General features: G+C 46.1%; 16 protein-coding genes. 4 read left to right on the top strand and 12 right to left on the bottom strand.

Annotated features, from left to right (window positions below):
- Positions 1–70: 70 nt before the first annotated feature.
- The 4 genes from GZN30_RS04350 to GZN30_RS04335 form a co-directional block, all read right to left on the bottom strand.
- Complete coding sequence (locus GZN30_RS04350) at positions 71–967, bottom strand: dihydrodipicolinate synthase family protein (RefSeq protein WP_075649887.1); 897 nt, start codon at positions 965–967, stop codon at positions 71–73.
- A gap of 60 nt (positions 968–1,027) precedes the next feature.
- Positions 1,028–2,311, bottom strand: a complete 1,284-nt coding sequence (locus GZN30_RS04345; RefSeq protein WP_075649888.1) for a TRAP transporter large permease — start codon at positions 2,309–2,311, stop codon at positions 1,028–1,030.
- A 6-nt stretch (positions 2,312–2,317) separates the two neighbouring features.
- Positions 2,318–2,839 (bottom strand): TRAP transporter small permease, encoded by a 522-nt coding sequence (locus GZN30_RS04340; protein WP_139312251.1) that lies wholly within the window; start codon positions 2,837–2,839, stop codon positions 2,318–2,320.
- Positions 2,840–2,905: 66 nt separating this feature from the next.
- Positions 2,906–3,871, bottom strand: coding sequence for a sialic acid TRAP transporter substrate-binding protein SiaP (locus GZN30_RS04335; RefSeq protein ID WP_075649890.1), 966 nt, complete (start codon positions 3,869–3,871; stop codon positions 2,906–2,908).
- Positions 3,872–4,120: 249 nt separating this feature from the next.
- On the opposite strand from GZN30_RS04335, the gene GZN30_RS04330 reads away from it, so the two are divergent.
- From GZN30_RS04330 to nagA, 3 genes are read left to right on the top strand one after another with little or no spacing between them, the layout of a single operon-like run.
- Complete coding sequence (locus GZN30_RS04330; RefSeq protein WP_075649891.1) at positions 4,121–4,819, top strand: putative N-acetylmannosamine-6-phosphate 2-epimerase; 699 nt, start codon at positions 4,121–4,123, stop codon at positions 4,817–4,819.
- Positions 4,819–5,694, top strand: a complete 876-nt coding sequence (locus tag GZN30_RS04325; RefSeq protein ID WP_075649892.1) for an N-acetylmannosamine kinase — start codon at positions 4,819–4,821, stop codon at positions 5,692–5,694. The genes GZN30_RS04330 and GZN30_RS04325 overlap by 1 nt, the downstream gene beginning before the upstream one ends.
- Complete coding sequence (nagA, locus tag GZN30_RS04320) at positions 5,688–6,821, top strand: N-acetylglucosamine-6-phosphate deacetylase (protein WP_075649893.1); 1,134 nt, start codon at positions 5,688–5,690, stop codon at positions 6,819–6,821. Before GZN30_RS04325 ends, nagA begins: the two co-directional genes overlap by 7 nt.
- A gap of 53 nt (positions 6,822–6,874) precedes the next feature.
- Here nagA and GZN30_RS04315 read toward each other — a convergent pair whose 3' ends face one another.
- The 8 genes from GZN30_RS04315 to GZN30_RS04280 all read right to left on the bottom strand — a co-directional run bounded on the left by GZN30_RS04315 (position 6,875) and on the right by GZN30_RS04280 (position 16,790).
- Positions 6,875–8,377: an efflux transporter outer membrane subunit gene (locus GZN30_RS04315; protein ID WP_139312252.1), complete on the bottom strand. Its 1,503-nt coding sequence runs from the start codon at positions 8,375–8,377 to the stop codon at positions 6,875–6,877.
- Between the two features lie 15 nt (positions 8,378–8,392).
- The gene (locus GZN30_RS04310) at positions 8,393–11,473 is read right to left on the bottom strand and encodes an efflux RND transporter permease subunit (protein ID WP_075649895.1); all 3,081 of its coding nucleotides are present in this window, start codon (positions 11,471–11,473) and stop codon (positions 8,393–8,395) included.
- Positions 11,474–11,482: 9 nt separating this feature from the next.
- Entirely contained in the window at positions 11,483–12,565 is a 1,083-nt protein-coding gene (locus tag GZN30_RS04305; RefSeq protein ID WP_075649896.1) for an efflux RND transporter periplasmic adaptor subunit, read from the bottom strand.
- A gap of 96 nt (positions 12,566–12,661) precedes the next feature.
- A complete protein-coding gene (locus GZN30_RS04300) occupies positions 12,662–13,543 on the bottom strand; it encodes a LysR family transcriptional regulator (protein ID WP_075649897.1) in 882 nt (293 codons plus the stop codon).
- Positions 13,544–13,599: 56 nt separating this feature from the next.
- Positions 13,600–14,208 carry a sugar O-acetyltransferase gene (locus GZN30_RS04295; protein WP_075649898.1) on the bottom strand — a complete coding sequence of 203 codons (609 nt, stop codon included), beginning with the start codon at positions 14,206–14,208 and terminating at the stop codon, positions 13,600–13,602.
- Positions 14,209–14,245: 37 nt separating this feature from the next.
- Entirely contained in the window at positions 14,246–14,815 is a 570-nt protein-coding gene (locus tag GZN30_RS04290) for a GNAT family N-acetyltransferase (protein WP_075649899.1), read from the bottom strand.
- A gap of 249 nt (positions 14,816–15,064) precedes the next feature.
- Complete coding sequence (locus GZN30_RS04285; RefSeq protein ID WP_075649900.1) at positions 15,065–15,772, bottom strand: DUF4336 domain-containing protein; 708 nt, start codon at positions 15,770–15,772, stop codon at positions 15,065–15,067.
- 76 nt (positions 15,773–15,848) lie between these two features.
- Entirely contained in the window at positions 15,849–16,790 is a 942-nt protein-coding gene (locus GZN30_RS04280; protein WP_075649901.1) for a LysR family transcriptional regulator, read from the bottom strand.
- A 124-nt stretch (positions 16,791–16,914) separates the two neighbouring features.
- Between GZN30_RS04280 and GZN30_RS04275 the strand changes: the two genes are divergently transcribed.
- The gene (locus tag GZN30_RS04275) at positions 16,915–18,243 is read left to right on the top strand and encodes an MATE family efflux transporter (RefSeq protein ID WP_075649902.1); all 1,329 of its coding nucleotides are present in this window, start codon (positions 16,915–16,917) and stop codon (positions 18,241–18,243) included.
- The last annotated feature ends 10 nt before the right edge of the window (positions 18,244–18,253 follow it).

Below are 18,253 nucleotides of genomic sequence, written 5' to 3'. Positions count from 1 at the left end.
TGCTATCTAAAGCCCGCAACAAAGAGTCTTGCCCTTTGTTGCGGCTTAGACGGATTACATGTTGATCCGATTACATATTGAGAAAACCTGCATCACGCATTTTCGCAACAACATCTGCTTTTTGTGCTTCAGTCAGAGAGCGAATTGGTGTACGTGGGTTACCCGCGTCGATACCGTGCAGTTGCATTGCTGCTTTACCAGCCGCCACACCGCCGTATTCCACCAGTACGCGAATAATCGCAATAACGTTATCCATTAACGACGTTACCGTTGCTTGGTCGCCTTTGTTAAACGCTTCGATGATTTTTAGGTAAAGTGGCGCTGCGTAGTTATATGTACTACCTACTGCACCTACCGCGCCTACCGCAAGACCAGCTGGTAAGAACTCATCCACACCAAATGGCACGTCAAACTTACCACCACAAGCGCGCACAGCACGTTGGTATTCATAAAGATCTGAGTTATTGAATTTCGCGCCCGTTAGGTTTGGAATGCGTTGTTCACCTTTGATCAGGAACTGCTCTAGATCTAGGTTTACGCCAGACATGCCTGAGTGGTAGTAGTAGAAACCTTTTGAAGGTGCTGCGGCGGCAATTTGCGCGCAGTATTCAACTAGGTCATCAACGCTACCAGGTTTAAAGAAACATGGACCAATCGCAGACGTCGCAAGAATATCTAGCGTTTCTGCATGTTGAGTTAGCTCAATTGAATCCGCAATACTTAGCGCACCAGTATGAAGTACGATGTCCAGTTTGCCGTCCGCTGCTTTAACCCAGCGCTCTGCAATCGCTTTACGCTCTTCAACTGAACAGTGGATGCCTTCGCCGGTGGTACCACAAACATAAGCACCAGTAACGCCCTGTGCAATCAACAGTTCAGCAATTTGATCAATCGCGGCAAAGTTAACTTTGTTATTTACATCAAACGGAGTATGTGGAGCAGCAATCAAACCAGTCAATTTGTTCATTTTTACATCCTACTTAATCGGAGCCACCACAGTGGCTCACTTGTTGTTTTAATCTAAATTTTATTGTCCGTAACCGAGGAATAGCTCAGGTAAGAACAGAGTGAACTGAGGGAAAATCGCCACTAGCGCAAGTACGATAAACAGTGGCACTAGCAATGGAATCACGCCGCGAGTCAGCACGTGGAAAGGAATGTCACCAACCCTTGCCACCACGAACAACGCCATGCCCATAGGCGGAGTCAAGATACCAATCATTAGGTTCAAGATAGCCATTACACCAAAGTGAACAGGGTCAATACCAACCGACACCGCCACTGGCACTAGGAATGGAACCAGCAGTAATAGCAGCGCTAGTGATTCAATAAAGGTACCCAAGAACAACAGCAGTAAGTTGATCAGCAGTAGCAGCACTAGTGGGTTGTCACTGATGCTTAGGAAGAAGTCAGCCAGCATTTGCGGCAACTGTTCGCGAGCAACAATCCAACCAAATACGGTTACACCCATTACCATTAGTGCTACAACCGCAGTGTTATTAACGGTCTCTTTTAAGATCTCAACAAAACCGGCTAGCGTTAGCTGTTTGTAAACCACAGTGCCTAAGAACAGAGCGTACAGTGACGATACTGCAGCCGCTTCAGTCGGAGTAAACTTGCCCGAGAAAATACCGCCGATGATGATGATTGGCGTCAGTAGTGACAGGAAAGCTTCTTTAAACGCAACGAGACGTTCACGACCGCTCGCTTTTGGCAGCACCATGTAGCCACGCTTTTTACAGATGAAGTAACTCATGATCATCAAAGCAAGACAGCAAAGAATACCTGGTACTGCACCAGCTAAGAATAGTGCGCCGATCGAGGTGCCCGATACCACACCGTAAATTACCAGTGGAACTGACGGTGGTACAAGTGGACCAATAATACAAGACGCAGCAGTAAGACCGCCTGAGAAGTCGTCATCGTATTTCGCATCACGCATTGATTTGATTTCAAGCTGGCCAAGACCGCCCGCATCTGCCAACGCAGAACCTGACATGCCCGAGAACAACAAGCTAGCCATGATGTTTACGTGACCCAAACTACCGGTAATATGACCCACCATCGCTTTAGCAAAGTTAAAGATACGTTCTGTAATGCCCGCACTATTCATTAAGTGACCGGTTAGAACGAAGAATGGTACAGATAACAGAGTAAAGTTATCGACACCGGTGATCATTTGTTGCGCAGCAAAGTTAATGCCCGTACTACCCGTTAGAAGAAGAAACAGCAGCGCGACGAAAATTAGGGAAAATCCCACTGGCATACCTGCAAACAGCAGACCTAGCCAACCAAAAATAGAAGTTGCCATAATTTACTACCTCTCAGCCATCTGCGAATCAGATGCCACTAACTCTTTATCGCTATTGGAAAATTGCTTAGCAATACCCACCATTTTCTGCACTTGACGGAACACCATAAAACAGCCACCAATTGGCAATGCGTAGGTTTGCCACTTACTAGAAATGCCGAGTGTAATCAGTTCAAAAAACGCGGTACGTTGAACGTACTGATAACCAAGATAAATAATGGCGAAAATCGATAGAAGAACAGCAAACTCAAGCGAAAGAATTAAAGCAATGCGTGCTTTTTCAGGTAACTTGTCAGAGAAAAACGTAATGTTGACGTGAGCACCGCGTTTGATTGCCATTGAACAGCCAATCATACACATGTACATAAATAGAACCCTTGCGAGCTCCTCACTCCACAATGATGGAGAGTTGAGAAACCAACGAGTAAATATTTGCCATGTAAGGACCGCTAACAAAGAAGCCATTAGCGGTACGGTGATGATCTCTTCTATATTATCGATAATCTTGCGTAACATTTTGAGCTCCATGGCTGGCCGCAAGTGGCCAGCCTAGATATTGATACTTAAACTCGAGCCTTATTGGGCTCAGGATGTTTACATTGCTGCAAGTTTTTTCACTACAGGCTCACCTAGTTTCTCTTCAAACTCTGTGTATAGCGGCTGCATCGCTTCACGGAATGGCGCTAGGTCTGGGTACGTTACGGTTACACCTTCAGCTTCGAAGAATTCAATTAGCTCGGCTTCTTGTTTCTTAACGAATGCAGTGTGTGATTCACCCGCTTTCGCTACCGCTTTGTTAACGATTTCACGTTGCTCTTCGCTTAGACCTTGCCAAGTCGTTTCAGAGATGATCACCATTTGGTCATTTACGATATGGTTAGTCATCGCCAAGTTCGCCTGAACTTCGTAGAACTTCATGGTTTTGATCGCTGGCAATGGGTTTTCTTGACCGTCTACCGCATTGGTTTGTAGCGCTAGGTAAACTTCAGAGAACGCCATTGGTGTTGGTGACGCGCCAGAAAGACGAGCAAAGTTCAAGTTTGCTTTCGCATTTGGTACACGCAGTTTTAGACCTTTAAAGTCTTCGATGCTGTTAAGAGGACGGTTAGAAGAAGTTTCACGAGTACCGTTGTACCAAGTATCAAGCGCGCGCCAGTTAAACTTGGTTAGCATTTCTTCACGTACACCCTTACCGAAGTCTGAGTTAAAAATGGTTTGTAGGTGCTCAAAATCGCGCGCTACGTAAGGAAGCATGACCGCTTCAGCACGTGGGATCCAAAGACCCATGCGACCAAACTCTGCATAAGTAATATCTAGGTCACCCATTGATAGTTGTTGCAGCATTGCACGGTCATCACCGAGTTGTGCACTTGGGTAGATCGCAACTTTCATCTCACCGTTACTAAGTTCTTCAATGGTGTCTGCCAATAGTTTTGCAGAGTTGTATTCCACTGAACCTACTGATGGTTGCATACCCATTTTCAACGTAGTCGCAGCTTGAGCGGATACTGATAGTCCTAAAGCAAGCATAGCGAAGGTAATCTTGTTCATGGCTTTCATAGTGTTCCCTTTTTTGTTGTTCTCTACCTAGTTTCACGGATTTCAAAAAAATTTTTATTTTGTTTGAAAATTATTTTCGTTATGAATTATTATGGTGGTGAAGATTATTTTCAAACCAACTTTTTTTGAAATGTGATCGCGGACAAAAATTCGACAGAGATATGATTTCTACCTGCTTACTCTACGAATTGTGTAAGGCATAAAACTGCCCTCACTCCGCTATAGAAAGTCTTTTTTGAGAGGCCAAGCGTGAGAACAAATAATTTAAATATCAAACAGTTAAAAGAGTCACTCCACGGTCAAACGGTAGTGTCAATCCAGCCTGTTCCGGATAGTCCATTAGAGAAAACTGAGTTTATCGTGGCGATGGCACAAGCAGCAGAGCAAGCAGGTGCAAAAGCGTTGCGTATCGAAGGTGTCGATAACGTAAAAGCGGTGTCTCAGGCGGTAAATATACCAATTATCGCCATTGTTAAACGTGATTTAACGGACAGTCCTGTACGCATTACGCCTTATCTTTGTGACGTTGCTTCCTTAGCTGAAGCTGGCGCGACCATCATCGCCTTTGATGCGACAAATCGCCCTCGTCCAGAAAGCCGTGATGCGATAGCACAAGCGATTCAAGCATCAGGCTGTTTCGCCATGGCCGATTGTTCAAACTTTGAAGATGGTTTGTGGGCCAATGAAGTTGGCGTTGAAATCATTGGCTCAACTCTGTCTGGATACGTTGGCGGTGAAGAGCCTACTGAACCAGATTTGCAACTGGTCGAACAGTTTTCTAAAGCGGGTTTCTTTACTATGGCAGAAGGACGCTACAACACACCGGAACTTGCCGCGCAAGCCATTGCTCACGGCGCAACCGCAGTGACTGTCGGCTCAGCATTGACTCGACTTGAAGTAATGATCGGTTGGTTTAACGCACAAACTCAAAAGGCAGGAGCACACTAATGGCAACATTGGCGATTGATATCGGCGGTACAAAAATCGCAATCGGGTTGGTAGAGAACGATGCTATTGTCGAGCGTCGCCAATTCCCAACACCAATCGTGCAACAAGCTGAGCACTTTGCTGGCACGATATTGGAACACGCAACTGACTGGATTGGTCAATTCAGCCGCATCGGTATTTCCACTACAGGCTTAGTCACAGAGCAAGGGATCTCAGCAATCAACCCAGATACCCTTGCCTTTCCAGCACCTTTCCCGCTGGCTCAAGCACTAGAAAAATTAACCAAATTGCCAGTAGCCATGCTTAATGATGCTCAAGCTGCGGCTTGGTATGAATACACTCAACTCGATAACAACACCAAAAATATGGCTTTTATCACCGTGTCGACGGGTGTTGGCGGCGGGATCATTATCAATGGTCAGTTACACAGTGGCGCAACAGGTTTAGCGGGTCATGTCGGACACTTTTCCATTGACCCCAATGGTCCTCATTGTGGTTGCGGTCAAATTGGCTGCGTCGAAGCGATTGCCTCCGGCACCGCTATCAAACGTTTCAGTGATGCGCAATTCACCCCAAACATCAGTAATATTGAATTGTTTAGCCTAGCGCAAAGCAACCCTATTGCTAATGAGATCATTGAACAAAGCGCCAAAGCGATTGCGACTCTTTGTTGCAATTTGAAAGCTACGCTTGATTTAGATATTGTCGTATTAGGCGGTGGTGTTGGATTAGCCAACACCTACCTCGAGCGCGTACAACAGCACATTGTTGCTCGTCCAAAAGCTTTTCAAGTTACCGTAGTGCCTGCCAAAGGTGACTATGATGCTTGTCTGTTAGGCGCGGCATTTCAGTTCAACAAGGAAGAAATATGGTAATGAAAGCCATCTCAGCTCCACGAATATTTGATGGAGACAATTATCACCAAGATGCAGCGCTGGTGTGGGACGGTGAGCATATCCATGCCATTATGCCGATTAGCGCACTACCAACGGATATCGAGCACCAGCACTATGCTGATGGCTTAATTGCACCTGGTTTTATCGATATTCAAGTCAATGGTGGCGGTGATGTGATGCTCAATAACGACATCACGCCGACGGCTATGGACACAATTTGCAAAGCGCACCGAACCCACGGTACAGCTTACCTATTGCCAACGTTAATTAGTTCGACACCAAATGAAATCGCGCAGGCATTAACCGCCGCAGAGATCGCCTTTGAGCAACGTATCCCAGGAGTGCTCGGGGTGCATATTGAAGGCCCGTGGATCAATACCGCTAAGAAAGGGGCGCACAATGCTGAGCTGTTCTATTCACCAAGCATAGCCGATCTTGAAGATTTCCCTTGGCCAAACAATGCCAAAGTGCTCGTCACAGCAGCAACTGAAAAAATGTCTCTTGAAGCGCTTAATTACCTGCAACAGAAAGGCGTGATTGTCTCTTGCGGGCACAGTAATGCCACAGCCAATGAACTTAGCAACGAAAAGCTTTCACAGGTGAACGGTTTTACCCATTTGTTTAATGCCATGTCTCCTTTCGAAGGGCGTGAACCTGGGGTGGTAGGCACTGCTCTCAATAGTGATCACGCTTGGTGCTCGATTATTACAGATGGGATACATGTGCATCCACAAAGCTTTTTGCTGGCACACAAAGCCAAACCACCAGGCAAGCTGCTAATTATCACCGATGCAATGGCGACGGTTGGCAGCAAAACCAATCGCTTTGAGCTAGATGGGCAAATCATCGAAGTTATTGACAACAAATTGGTTAATGCTGAAGGGAGTCTCGCTGGGGCACATATTGGTATGGACGAGTCTGTTGCCAATGTGATTGAGTGGGGTATTGCAGAGCAAGAGGCTCTAAGAATGGCTTCAACTTATCCGGCGCAAGCTATGAAGTCATCTGACTTAGGTAAACTGCAACCAGGTTATCGCGCGGCAGCAACTGTGTTAAACAGCCACTATCGCTCCGAGGCAGTACTGGTCGATGGTCAGTTAATGTAACGACTTTTAAACTGAAAATGCCGCCTCAAATAGAGGCGGCATTTGATCAACAGCTAAATTTTCCAATCCCCCCCGAGCGATTTATACACGCCAACCGTGGTTTGCGCAGTTTGCAATTGAGCCGCAAGTTGCCTATCGAGCATCATGCGATGTTGTCTTTGCGCATCCAATACTGTCAAGTGATCCACTAGCCCCGCCTTGTAGAGCGATTTCGCTTTATTAAGCGCTATCTGAGATGACGATACCGCCTCATCAATCTGCTGCTGATTCTCTTGACTGCGCCCGTAAGCAAACAACATTGAATCCACTTCGGTAATCGCGCCATTCACCGCGTGCTGATAGCCCAACATCGCACTCTCTAAACGCGCATCGTTGATCTCAACTAACGCCTCACCTCGACCACCATCAAAGACATTCCAACTCATGCCAACCGAGCCAGCCCAGCCAAATGAATCACTGCTAAACAGATCATCAAAGCTGCTCGCCGATACGCCCGGCGCGCCGGTTAAGAAAAACTTGGGATAACGATTGGCGACTGACGCAGCAAGTTCTGAGTTAATTGCGGCAATTTCACGCTCGGCAATACGGATATCAGGGCGTCGTTGCAATAACTCAGAAGGCAAACCGGTTGGAATCCCCCCTTCTATACTAGGAATCGATACCCTTGTTTTTGCATCGCTAAGGTCCAAACTATTAACGCCCAAACGCTGATCAATGCGACTCAACGGCTCTCCTAACAAAGTCGCCAGTCTTTGCTTGTGTACCTGCTGGGCAATTTCAAGTTGTGGCAGCAAAGATTGTGTTGCCGCCAACATCGCTCGTGCTTGCGCCAGATCTAAGTCTGAACCATAGCCACTGGCGACCACTTTCTGTACTAAATCTAACGTCTTACGCTGATCGGCGATATTCTCTTTCAACAAGTCGGTGCGCGCCTGCGCGCCGCGATATTGAATATAGTTGTGAACTAAGTCAGCAGTTACCAGTGTATTGAGCCCACTTTGATAGATTTCAGCTTGCTCGACCCGAATTTCAGCCGCTTGGGCTTGGTGCTCAATGCGACCGAATAAGTCCATCTCCCACATAACCGATGCCCCAACAAAGGCGCCGTCATGCTGATTGTCGAGCATCACCGCACTGCCCATTTGTGGCGGTAAGCCCGCTACGCTGTCACCAATGGGATTAAGTGCTGGTCCCATGAGCGAGTCATTTTTACTCAGTTGATAATTGTAATAGCCCGCACCGATATTGACCGTCGGAACCTTGAATGATTCCACCACGGATTGATAACTGCGTGCCATATTGATGCGCTCAGCGGCGATCTTTAACGGAATATTTTGCTGTTGTAGATCCTTAACCAAGCGATTCAAAGTTTGATCGTCAAACTGCAACCACCAATGATCGTTGTCGATCGGACTCGCATCTGCGCTGTAGAGATAACTTTCTGCCAGTGTTACTGTGGGTACTTGATAATCCGGACCGACGGCACAACCAGAGAGAGCCACAGCCAAGGCTAATGGAGCAAGTTTTAACGCGAATTTAAGCGGTTGGTGTTTCATTGATATCTCCATAAACTACACTGGCTTTGAATCTGTTCCAGCCACAGAGACTGGCGTATCGAGCGTTTGCGCAGCAGGCAAAGTCTCTTGGTATGCTAAGCGATACAGCGCAGGCATGATAAATAACGAAAGCACCGTTGCCGCGGCAAGACCACCGATAATGGTTGCTGCCATTTGATCAAACAGCAGATCACTTAACAACGGAATCATCCCCAACGCAGTGGTTAGTGCCCCCATCGAAATCGCCATAGTACGGTTGATAGTCGCTTCCTTAATCGCATCGGATAACTGACGACCATTACGACGCTCAAGCTCAATTTGATCCATCAATACAATGCCATTTTTAATGATCATCCCCATCAGAGTTATTGCACCAATCAGCGCCATAAAACCAAACGGTTTGTTAAATAACAGCAGTGCAAATGTCGCCCCAGTTGCCGCTAACGGAATCGTGGCTAGAATAATGGCTGGCTGCTTAAAGCCATTGAACATTGCGACTAAAATGATCACCATAATCAGTAGCGCTTTAGGCAGTTGCTGCAAGATATCTGACACCGCTTTATGCTCGTCATAGTACTCACCGCCCCACTCCATGCTGTAACCCGGCGGTAATTCAATCGCTTCGATATCCGCTTTAATTGCGTTGCGCACTTTTGCAGGGGTCGTTGATCGTGAAACGCCAGCTTGAGCGGTAATGGTTTTCACTCGGTCGCGACGCCAAATCATGCTCTCCTCTGCACGCAACTCAAAACCATCGACCACTTGTCCTAGTGGCACCGAATGAAGCCCAAGTAACGATTTGACCGGAATAGATTCCAGCGACGCCATAGTTTGCTCTGTGCTGCGCAACTGAATCGGAATCAACTCATCATTGAGTTTCATTCGTCCTAACGGCATACCATCAGAGGCTCGCTTCATGGCAAAAGCAATATCAGCCCGGTTAATACCGGCGCGTCTTGCTCGTTCTTGGTTGATAATAGGCTCTAACAACTTGCTTTGTTGACGCCAATCGTCACGAACATATTTTGCATCCGGGTGGCTTGCCATAATGGTTTTAGCCTGTTCAGCCAATTGATGTAGCACCGCTTGATCAGGACCAGAAAAACGCGCTTCGACCGAATACTTATCCGTTGTGGCAAGTTTCAGCGAGCGAAAACGTGGACGCGCATCAGGGAATTGCTGTTTTACCCACGCATCCCCTCGTTCCACCAAGGCAGAAATGGCGTGGTAATCGGTGGTATTGACCAAGATCTGTCCGTAGGCTGGGTCTAACGGCTCTGGCTCTACCGTCACCGAGAACCTCGGCACACTAGCACCGATGCTACTTGCAATACTCGTCACTTCCGGCTGTTCAAATAACCACTGCTCGACTTTTTTCATATCGGCTGAGGTCTGCTCTATCTTAGCTCCATTGGGTAACCAATAATCGAAAAATACGATTGGGCGGTCGGACTGAGGAATGAAGTTAACCGACACATAAGGGACCAATACAGCAGTCACAACTACTAAAGGGATGAGCGTTGTCAGTGCTTTTTTAGGATTGTCGACGGTCCAACCGACCAGTTGTTTGTAGCGAGAAACTTTACTCTCATCTTTGCCCTTACTTGGATTAATAAACAGCCAGCACATCAACAACGTAAAGGTCATTGCCACCAGCCAAGACAACAGCAATGAAGAAGCGATAATGGAGAATACTGAAGCGGAAAACTCAGCCGCATCAGTCTTGGAGAACAACACAGGGCTTGCACCCATAATCGCGATAACAGTCGCCCCAAATAATGGCAGTGCTGTTTCTTTGACCGACTCCAGTGCCGCTTGCGTACGCTCAATGCCTTTATTGAGCTTAGCAATCATCATATCGGTGATCACAATCGCGTTATCCACCAACATGCCCAGAGCGAGAATAAAGGTCCCTAACGAAACTCGGTGTAAGTCAATCTGATTGATATTCATGAATATCAACGTCAGTAAAATGGTCAGTAGTAAACTGCCACCCACGATTGTGGCACTTTTAAAGCCCATGAAAATAAGCAGGACGACAAAGACAATCGCGACACTTTCTAACAGGTTGCCGACAAAATTATCGATCGACTTCTGCACTTCGTCCGGTTGATAAGCCACGGTGGAGATCTGCACGCCAAGAGGTAAAGAGGCTTGATAGTCATCAATGATCGCCCGAATGGTATCTCCCAGAGAAACCACATTAATGCCATTGACTGGGCTCACCGCTAATGTCACCGAAGGCTCACCGTTATAGCGATTTTCAGTCAACGCGGGCGTTTGGTAACCCATGCGAATATCCGCCACATCGCCTAAACGGACCAGTCCAGTGCCAAACTCGCTTACACCACCTTTGATTACCAAATTGCGAATATCGTCTAATGACTGAAACTGGCTACCTTGATGTACGCGAATGCGCTCGCTTCCGGCATCAAACTTACCCGCCTCATACGTCATATTTTGTGTGCTGAGTTGATTCCATACTTGTGCAAAGGAGACGCCATATTGTGCGAGGCGTTCGTCAGGCATATCGATGTAAACAGTACGCGGTTGTACGCCGTGCAGTTCCACCTTCTTGATGCCATCAACGGTTTTGATACGTCGTTGCAGTTCCTCAGCATAACGGCGTAACTCTTCGGGTTTGGCATCTTGACTGTGAATAGCAAACAGCATTCCATACACTTCTGAGAACTCATCTTGCACTATGCTGATCTGAGCCGTGCTTGGGAGCTGCAATTTGACATCATTCACCTTACGTCGCAGTAAATCCCACTGTTGAGGCAGATGCTCTGAATTTAGGCTCTCTTTAAGATCGACAAACACCATCGACATACCCGGTCTCGAAAGAGAACGTAAGCGATTCAGCTCGCCCATTTCTTGCAACTTGGTTTCGATAGTATCTGTTACTTGCAGTTCGACTTCTTCAGCAGAAGCGCCCGGATAGAGCGTAACCACCACTGCCGTCTTAACGGTAAAGCTTGGGTCTTCAAGCTTGCCTAGATCAAAGTAGGAGTAGATCCCTGCAATGATGCTCAGGGCAGTAAAAAAGAGCAAAAACGTTCTTTGACGAATTGCAAATTCAGCCAACTTAATCATGGTTCACCTTTATAACTCGCGAATAACGATATCGTCGGCGCGTTGCCCATTCGACAAATACTGACTACCGCTCACGACCACGTAATCATCAGCATTTAACTCGCCTTTAATACAAGCTTGATAAGCATCGAGCGAAGCAAGCTCAACCGGCAGCCCCACGACACGGTTGTCGCGAACTAAATTGACGTGCATTTGCTCCTTACTACCCACCAACGCTGAGTAAGGAATGCAGTAGCTTTGCTGGCTGTTACCGATATGAGTCGAAATTGAGACCGATTTGCCCGGGAAGAGTTGTGCACTGCCTTTTTCAATACGATAAGTAACGGTATAGGTTTGCTTGATTAGGTGGGGCAGCGGCGCAATTTCTGTCACGTAAGCATTGAGAACATGTTCTGACTGATACCAGGATACCGAGCTAATTTGCCCAACCTCAAACGCTTCAATTAAGGTTTCAGGCACATCAATTTCGACCTCAAGCTGACGATTGTCTTGCAACGTCGCGACTGCAATCCCCGGCAATACCTGCTCATGCTGCTCAAAGTCCACACGACCAATTACGCCATCAAACGGGGCTTTTAACTCGGTGTACGCCAGAGTATCTTTGGCGCGTTGAATGTTTTTTTCGACCACTTTAATCGCCGAGAGACTGCGCTCATAGCCACTGATCGCTCGGTCAAGATTCACTGAGGCGATAGCATCATCTTGTGTTGCCTGTTTAACGCGTTTCAGTTCTGCTTTTGCCAATTTATGCGCAGATTGCGCTTCAAGCATCTTAGCTTCTAGCTCTTCGTGCACGACCTGATAATCATGTGGATCTAAACGAGCGATAATTTGCCCTTTAGTCACCTTTTGCCCCTTAGTCACCAGCAGTTGTTCAATGGTACCCGGGACACGAAAGGCTAAAGCGGCTTGTTCTTGTGCGGTCACCAAGCCGCTAAAATGTTTCGCAGTTTGTCCTTGAGACTCGCTTAACTGGATAACTTGTAACTTGGTTTGTACAACTGGTTTTGTTTGCTCGACTTGAGCTTGATTGCAACCAGATAACCCCAGTGCAACACTGCAAGCCAGTGTGAGTGTGCTGATTCGATTCATGATAAATAGCTCCATGTTGATGGCGCTATTCTATTATTGAACAGTGTTCGAATAAGCCATCAACCACAAGACTTAATGTCATGAAAAATGAGACAATCAGGCGAGTTTAGGGATTTCTTGGATCAGATATTGTATCAGTTCGCGACTGGCATAATTGAGGGTTCGCGGCTGAGGATAGAGCAGATAGCCGTGTTCAGTTTTTGCGCTAACTTCTGGTAAAATCTGGTAAAGTTCACCATTTTCCAGCTCTTTCTCAACTAATATTTTAGGTAGAAATGCAATGCCGCGCCCTGAAAGAGTAGCATCTTTAAGAAAAGCGATACTGTTCGAAACCAAAGGCGAATTAACTTTTACCTCGCCCTCAACAAACTGCCAGAGATCATCAATCTCTCCACTCGGCCAGCGAAAACAAAGCGCGGTATGCTCAACTAACTGGTGCACATCCTCTGGCAACTGCTTTGATTGAAGATATTTTGGTGATGCGACTAAGCAGCGATCTAACGGTAATATCTGGCGAGCAATCAAGTCTGAATCAATCAGTTCTCCACCGTGAAACGCGATATCTAGCCCCTGCTGGTACATATCAATAAAGCCATTTTGGATAACGCGTACATCCAATTCCACTTCGGGGTGAAGATCCAAAAACGTAAACAGAATCGGCTGCAGTAACTCATGAGTCTCGGACAAAATGCCGAGTTTTATTTTGCCTTTAATCAGCGTATCGGCTTGAGTAATGGCTTGATTGGCGTTGTCGAACAGCGCTAAAGCTTGGAGAATCTCTTGGTAGTAAATTTCACCATGATTAGTGAGGGATAAGCTACGTGTCGTGCGATGAAACAGTGATGTGTGGAGTTGTGCTTCTAATTCATTGATTCGGCGGCTCACATTCGCGCGGGGAACATCAAGAGCGTTGGCTGCCGCAGTAAAACTGCCCAGCTCTACTACTTTGACGAATAATTTTAGATCTTCAATTTTCACACGCGTATCCCTATCGATCTCGATAAGGCATATTGTAGAGAATCTAGTCTGTGGTACTAGCAGATTTCGTCATCGAAGCGCAGATTTTTAAAGTAGTGCTCTTTATCTCTTGCGGAAATCTCTCTTAATACCCGACACGGGTTGCCGACGGCGACTACGTTTGGCGGAATGTCTTTGGTCACCACACTCCCTGCCCCCACTACACTGTTTTCACCGATCGTGACACCGGGAAGCACCTCAACATTGGCGCCAAGCCATACATTATCTTCAATTGTAATTGGAATATTGAACTGCGCCACTTTGCGCCGCCTGTCAGGATCAACCGGATGACCTGCGGTAGTTAGAACCACATTGGGACCAAACATCACGTGGTTTCCAATAGTGATTGTTGTGTCATCCACTAGGGTTAAATTGAAGTTCGCGTAAAAATTGTCGCCAATGTATGTATGCTTGCCCCAATTCGCTCGCAGTGGTGGTTCGATATAACACTCTTTGCCCACGCTGCCTAATAAAGTGCGCAGAAGCTCATCTCGCTGCACAAACTGACTTGGTCGACAATGATTAAAGTCATAGAGTATTTCTAGACACGCTTGCTGCTCAGCAATTAAAGATTGATCATCGCAATAGTACACTTGACTGCTGTGCATTTTTTCTCGGACACTCATACTTCATCCTTGTAGTACAAACATTATATTGACTCTTTTAGGACAGAGTGCCCAGCTGAGTCCCTGATACAACCGTCTGTTTATCAATCCTATATAAACAATGTCTTTGCAACTCGTGACCATCTGGCAACTTAGGATGGTTGAAATCAAGACGTGTATTTATCATACCGAGGCGTTTCATCACCATTTGTGAAGGAATGTTACTGAGCGCAGTAAAGGAATAAATCTCTTCAACACCAAGGACAAAAAAAGCATAGCGAAGTGCCTGATCAGCAGCTTCCGTAGCATAACCTTTATGCCAGAATTTCTCGTCAGTGCGCCAACCAATTTCCATCATTGGCGCACCCGGAATACCACTCTCGCCATCAAGCGTATTTAAGCCAACAAAACCAATAAATTCGCCGGTAGATTTGAGCTCTACTGCCCAAAATCCCCAGCCGTGAATATCAATCAAAGCTCGCAGTCTATCAGCGAGCTGAAAGCTTTCGCTCTCACACAAGGTCGCTGGAAAATATTTCATGACTTCCGGATTAGCACACATACGCGCAAAATGAGGATAATCCTCATCTTCCCATTGGCGCAGTATTAATCTTTTGGTTTCTAACATATGTCCTCGAGCTTATCATCCGATCCTGGAATGTTTATGATCATCAGTTGTGAGACGATGTGGTCATTACCACAATAATAACATTTTTAGTAAGGTTTAATGACGGCTCGAACAGAGGAATTGCGCCGATAAAAGGGATTTTCGACGCATATTTAATAAATACTTTGTTTTGAAATTGAGACACGCTCTAACTCCAGCAAGTAATGAAAACGTGCGATTTCAGCAAACTATTTTAATCACTGAAGCAGTTTAAACATTAGAAGCTTCGATTGCTCCCAACCAACCAAATGAACGCTGCAAAAAAGCAACAGCATTACTCTCTATGATTTTGCCATGGGCTAAAATAATCCGTTCTGGCTGCCAAGCGATTATCTGCGCGAGATGCTCTCTAGCTAACGGTTTATTGAACATGAATGTGATTCGCCAATCTAACGGCATCTTGCCTTCCGGCGCTAGAATACCAATCGCTTTGGCGATATTACGTTGCAGTGGTTTAAAGTGCTGCGGATCGAAGTTCTCTATTAGGTCAGTCACAATCAAAGTTTGGCTGTGTTTATGCAAAAAAATGCTCTCTTCCATCACCGATGAACCGGTAAAAAGCAGATGTTCTATTTCTTCTTGCCATGGAAATATCGCTGATTGCGCTAAACAATTTTCAAAGGTGAGATCTTGGCGCTTATTCACCACTTGCGCCGTACCGTAGGTAAACGCTTGAGGATAAGCTTCTTGCCACTGCTTAATGAACAAGTGATGTAAACTATTTGGGGCGATGAGATAACGCACGGTGCCAAGGGAATCCACTTGCTGGCGAACTTCTTCATTCAGCTCAATCGGGCTATGTAGCCAGAGGTCGCCACCAGCCAAACGTACTACCGTCATGCGTGTTGAAAAAGGAAAACTAAGAAAAGAGACATTGCCCCCGTTAAATATCCATAGGTTCGGTTGAATCTCAATCATTTGACGCTCCTTTCAATATGCAATCACACAAATACTATACCTAATAAAAGCCATGCAAAACTGAAACAAACGCAGGTTAAGCGAGTTTCCATTGATGCTTTTCTGCTAATACCTCTAAACGCTGTAGCTCTTGCTCAAACAAACTTTGCAACCAAACCAGCAAATCGCTCGCAATGTCACTTTTCTGCGGCAGATATGCGAAATATTGCCAAGGGCTACTGCGCACTGGCGCATTTCTCGGCGTGCGTAAAAATCCCCGCTCAAGCTCAGGTAACACCAGCAGTAAATCGGTTACGGTTGCCCCATGCCCTGCTAAGCTCGCACTTATCGCCAAATCTAGGCTGATAAATGATGTATCGCGACTTGGCTTGATCGCGAGATCCTCCTCCTGATTAAGCCAGGTACGCCAATCTAAGTGATCATCGGTTGCATGCAATCTTGGCATCTCAAGAACCTGCTTGATGCTTTTTTCACTGTGCTCGTCGCTTGGGGTGTAAATCGGCGCCATATATTCATCACGTAAGAAAGTCGCTTTAGGATGCCCGCGATAAAGCTCTGGTTGCCTGGTGTTAATAATAGCCAAATCGCTTTGTTCTGCGGACAAATCCCAGTCCCCTTCAATCAAAGGAATAATGACTATTTCATAGTCAGGGTAACGTTCATTTAGCTCTCTGACTCTTGGGATCAGTATCCGTGTAGCAAAACTGATGGCACTTTTGATCACCAAACGTTTCTTTTCAGGTTGAGTCCATTTCTCAAGTAACGTTTGTAACTCAAGATAGTTATTTCTTAGCACCTGAAATAGCGCCATCCCTTTTTCCGTCAGCTCAATCGAACGATGCTTACGAATAATCAAGGCAGCGTTAATTTCGAGTTCTAATGACTTTATCTGTCGGCTAACCGCACTTTGCGTCACATTAAGCTCTTGCGCCGCTTGCGTAAAACTCAATAAGCGAGCAACGGTTTCAAACACTTTCAAACTATTGTGGCTAAACGGTAGGTTCGGGTAGGCTTTCATTGCACTTTTCACATAACTTCAAGTCATGCAAGAGTGACATATTAATCATTTGATAGCGAATAGGAATCAGCGTTTAATTAGCGCAAATCACAATACACTTTATAAAAATCAAACTTGAGCCATCATGAGAAAAATTCTCTCTTTAGCATTCCCTCTTATCATCTCTCAGCTCATTGCCATGTCACTGGTGTTAACTGACGTTTGGATGATGTCACGCCTGAGCATTGAAGCATTAGCGGCTGGCGGTTTAGGCGCGGCAATTTTCAGCTTTATCTTTATTATTGCCAGCAGCACAATAGGTTGTGTCGCTAACCTCGTCGCCATTGCCTATGGGCAACGTGTTGCTAGACCTGAATTTGGTAACCAACAGATCCGCTTTGCGATTAAAGGCGCAGTGTTACTCGCCGTTATTCTCTCTGCATTGCTTGTTGCCAGTTTCTCGTTCGCTCCTCATTTATTACGACTTGCACAACAGCCCGAAATGGTTATCGCACCTGCGATGGAGTATGTAAACGCGTTAAAATGGACTATGTTGCCATCGCTATTTCTTTTGATTCTACGTGGTTTAACTAGTGCATTCGGTAACGTGCGCTCTATTTTGGTCATGTCAGTTGCTAACATATTCCTCAACATTCCAATTAGTTACCTTCTCGCGTTTGGTTTTAACTTGGGATTAAGTGGCTTAGGCGCAGGTACCGCGCTCTCCTCGCTGATCGTCTCTATCGGCTACGGTTACTGGGTGTTTAACCGTGCTGAGTTTGCTGAATTTGCACCTTGGAAAAATCGCCATGAGTATTCGCTCGCACTGACCAAACCGCTACTCGCAATGGGTTTACCTATCGGCTTGGCGGCATTGCTGGAGCACGGCTTAATTTACGGTGGCACACTCATGGCGGGCACCGTCGGCGTTGCCGCACTTGCTCTACACCAAATTTTGCTACAGTGCTTAAGTTTTACATGGAACATTAATTTTGGTTTTTCTCAAGCCGCGGCAATTTTAGTTGGACAAGACTTTGGCGCTGAAAACTATTCCGGCATCAAACAAACAGCAGTACGCAGCTTTGGTATCACAACGGTGATTAGTATTGTGCTTGCAGGCGGATTTATTCTCTATCCCGAGTTTATCGCCGCCATTTTCAACCTTGATGCTCATTTAACTGAGCTACTCATCTCGGTTCTTTGGGTGGTCGCGCTCGCTTTTGTCGTCGATGCTTGGCAACTTCTCGCGATTAACCTGCTGCGTGGTATGAAGATTGTAATGATACCAACCGTAATGACTGCCGTTGGTTACTGGGCGTTTGGCATTCCTGCCGCTTGGCTACTGATGAAATCCTATCAGCTAGGAGGTATTTGGGCGGGTATCGGAATTGGTCTCGCGGTAACCGGGGTACTACTTTTAGTACAACTGATGGTTTCAATACGCAAGCAAAATAGCGTAATGAGCCTCGCGTGAAAGTAAAAGA

The sequence above is a fragment of the Vibrio ponticus genome (assembly GCF_009938225.1).
Lineage (GTDB): Bacteria > Pseudomonadota > Gammaproteobacteria > Enterobacterales > Vibrionaceae > Vibrio > Vibrio ponticus.
Note: the sequence above shows the minus strand (reverse complement) of the source record. Positions and strands in the feature narration are given on the sequence as shown.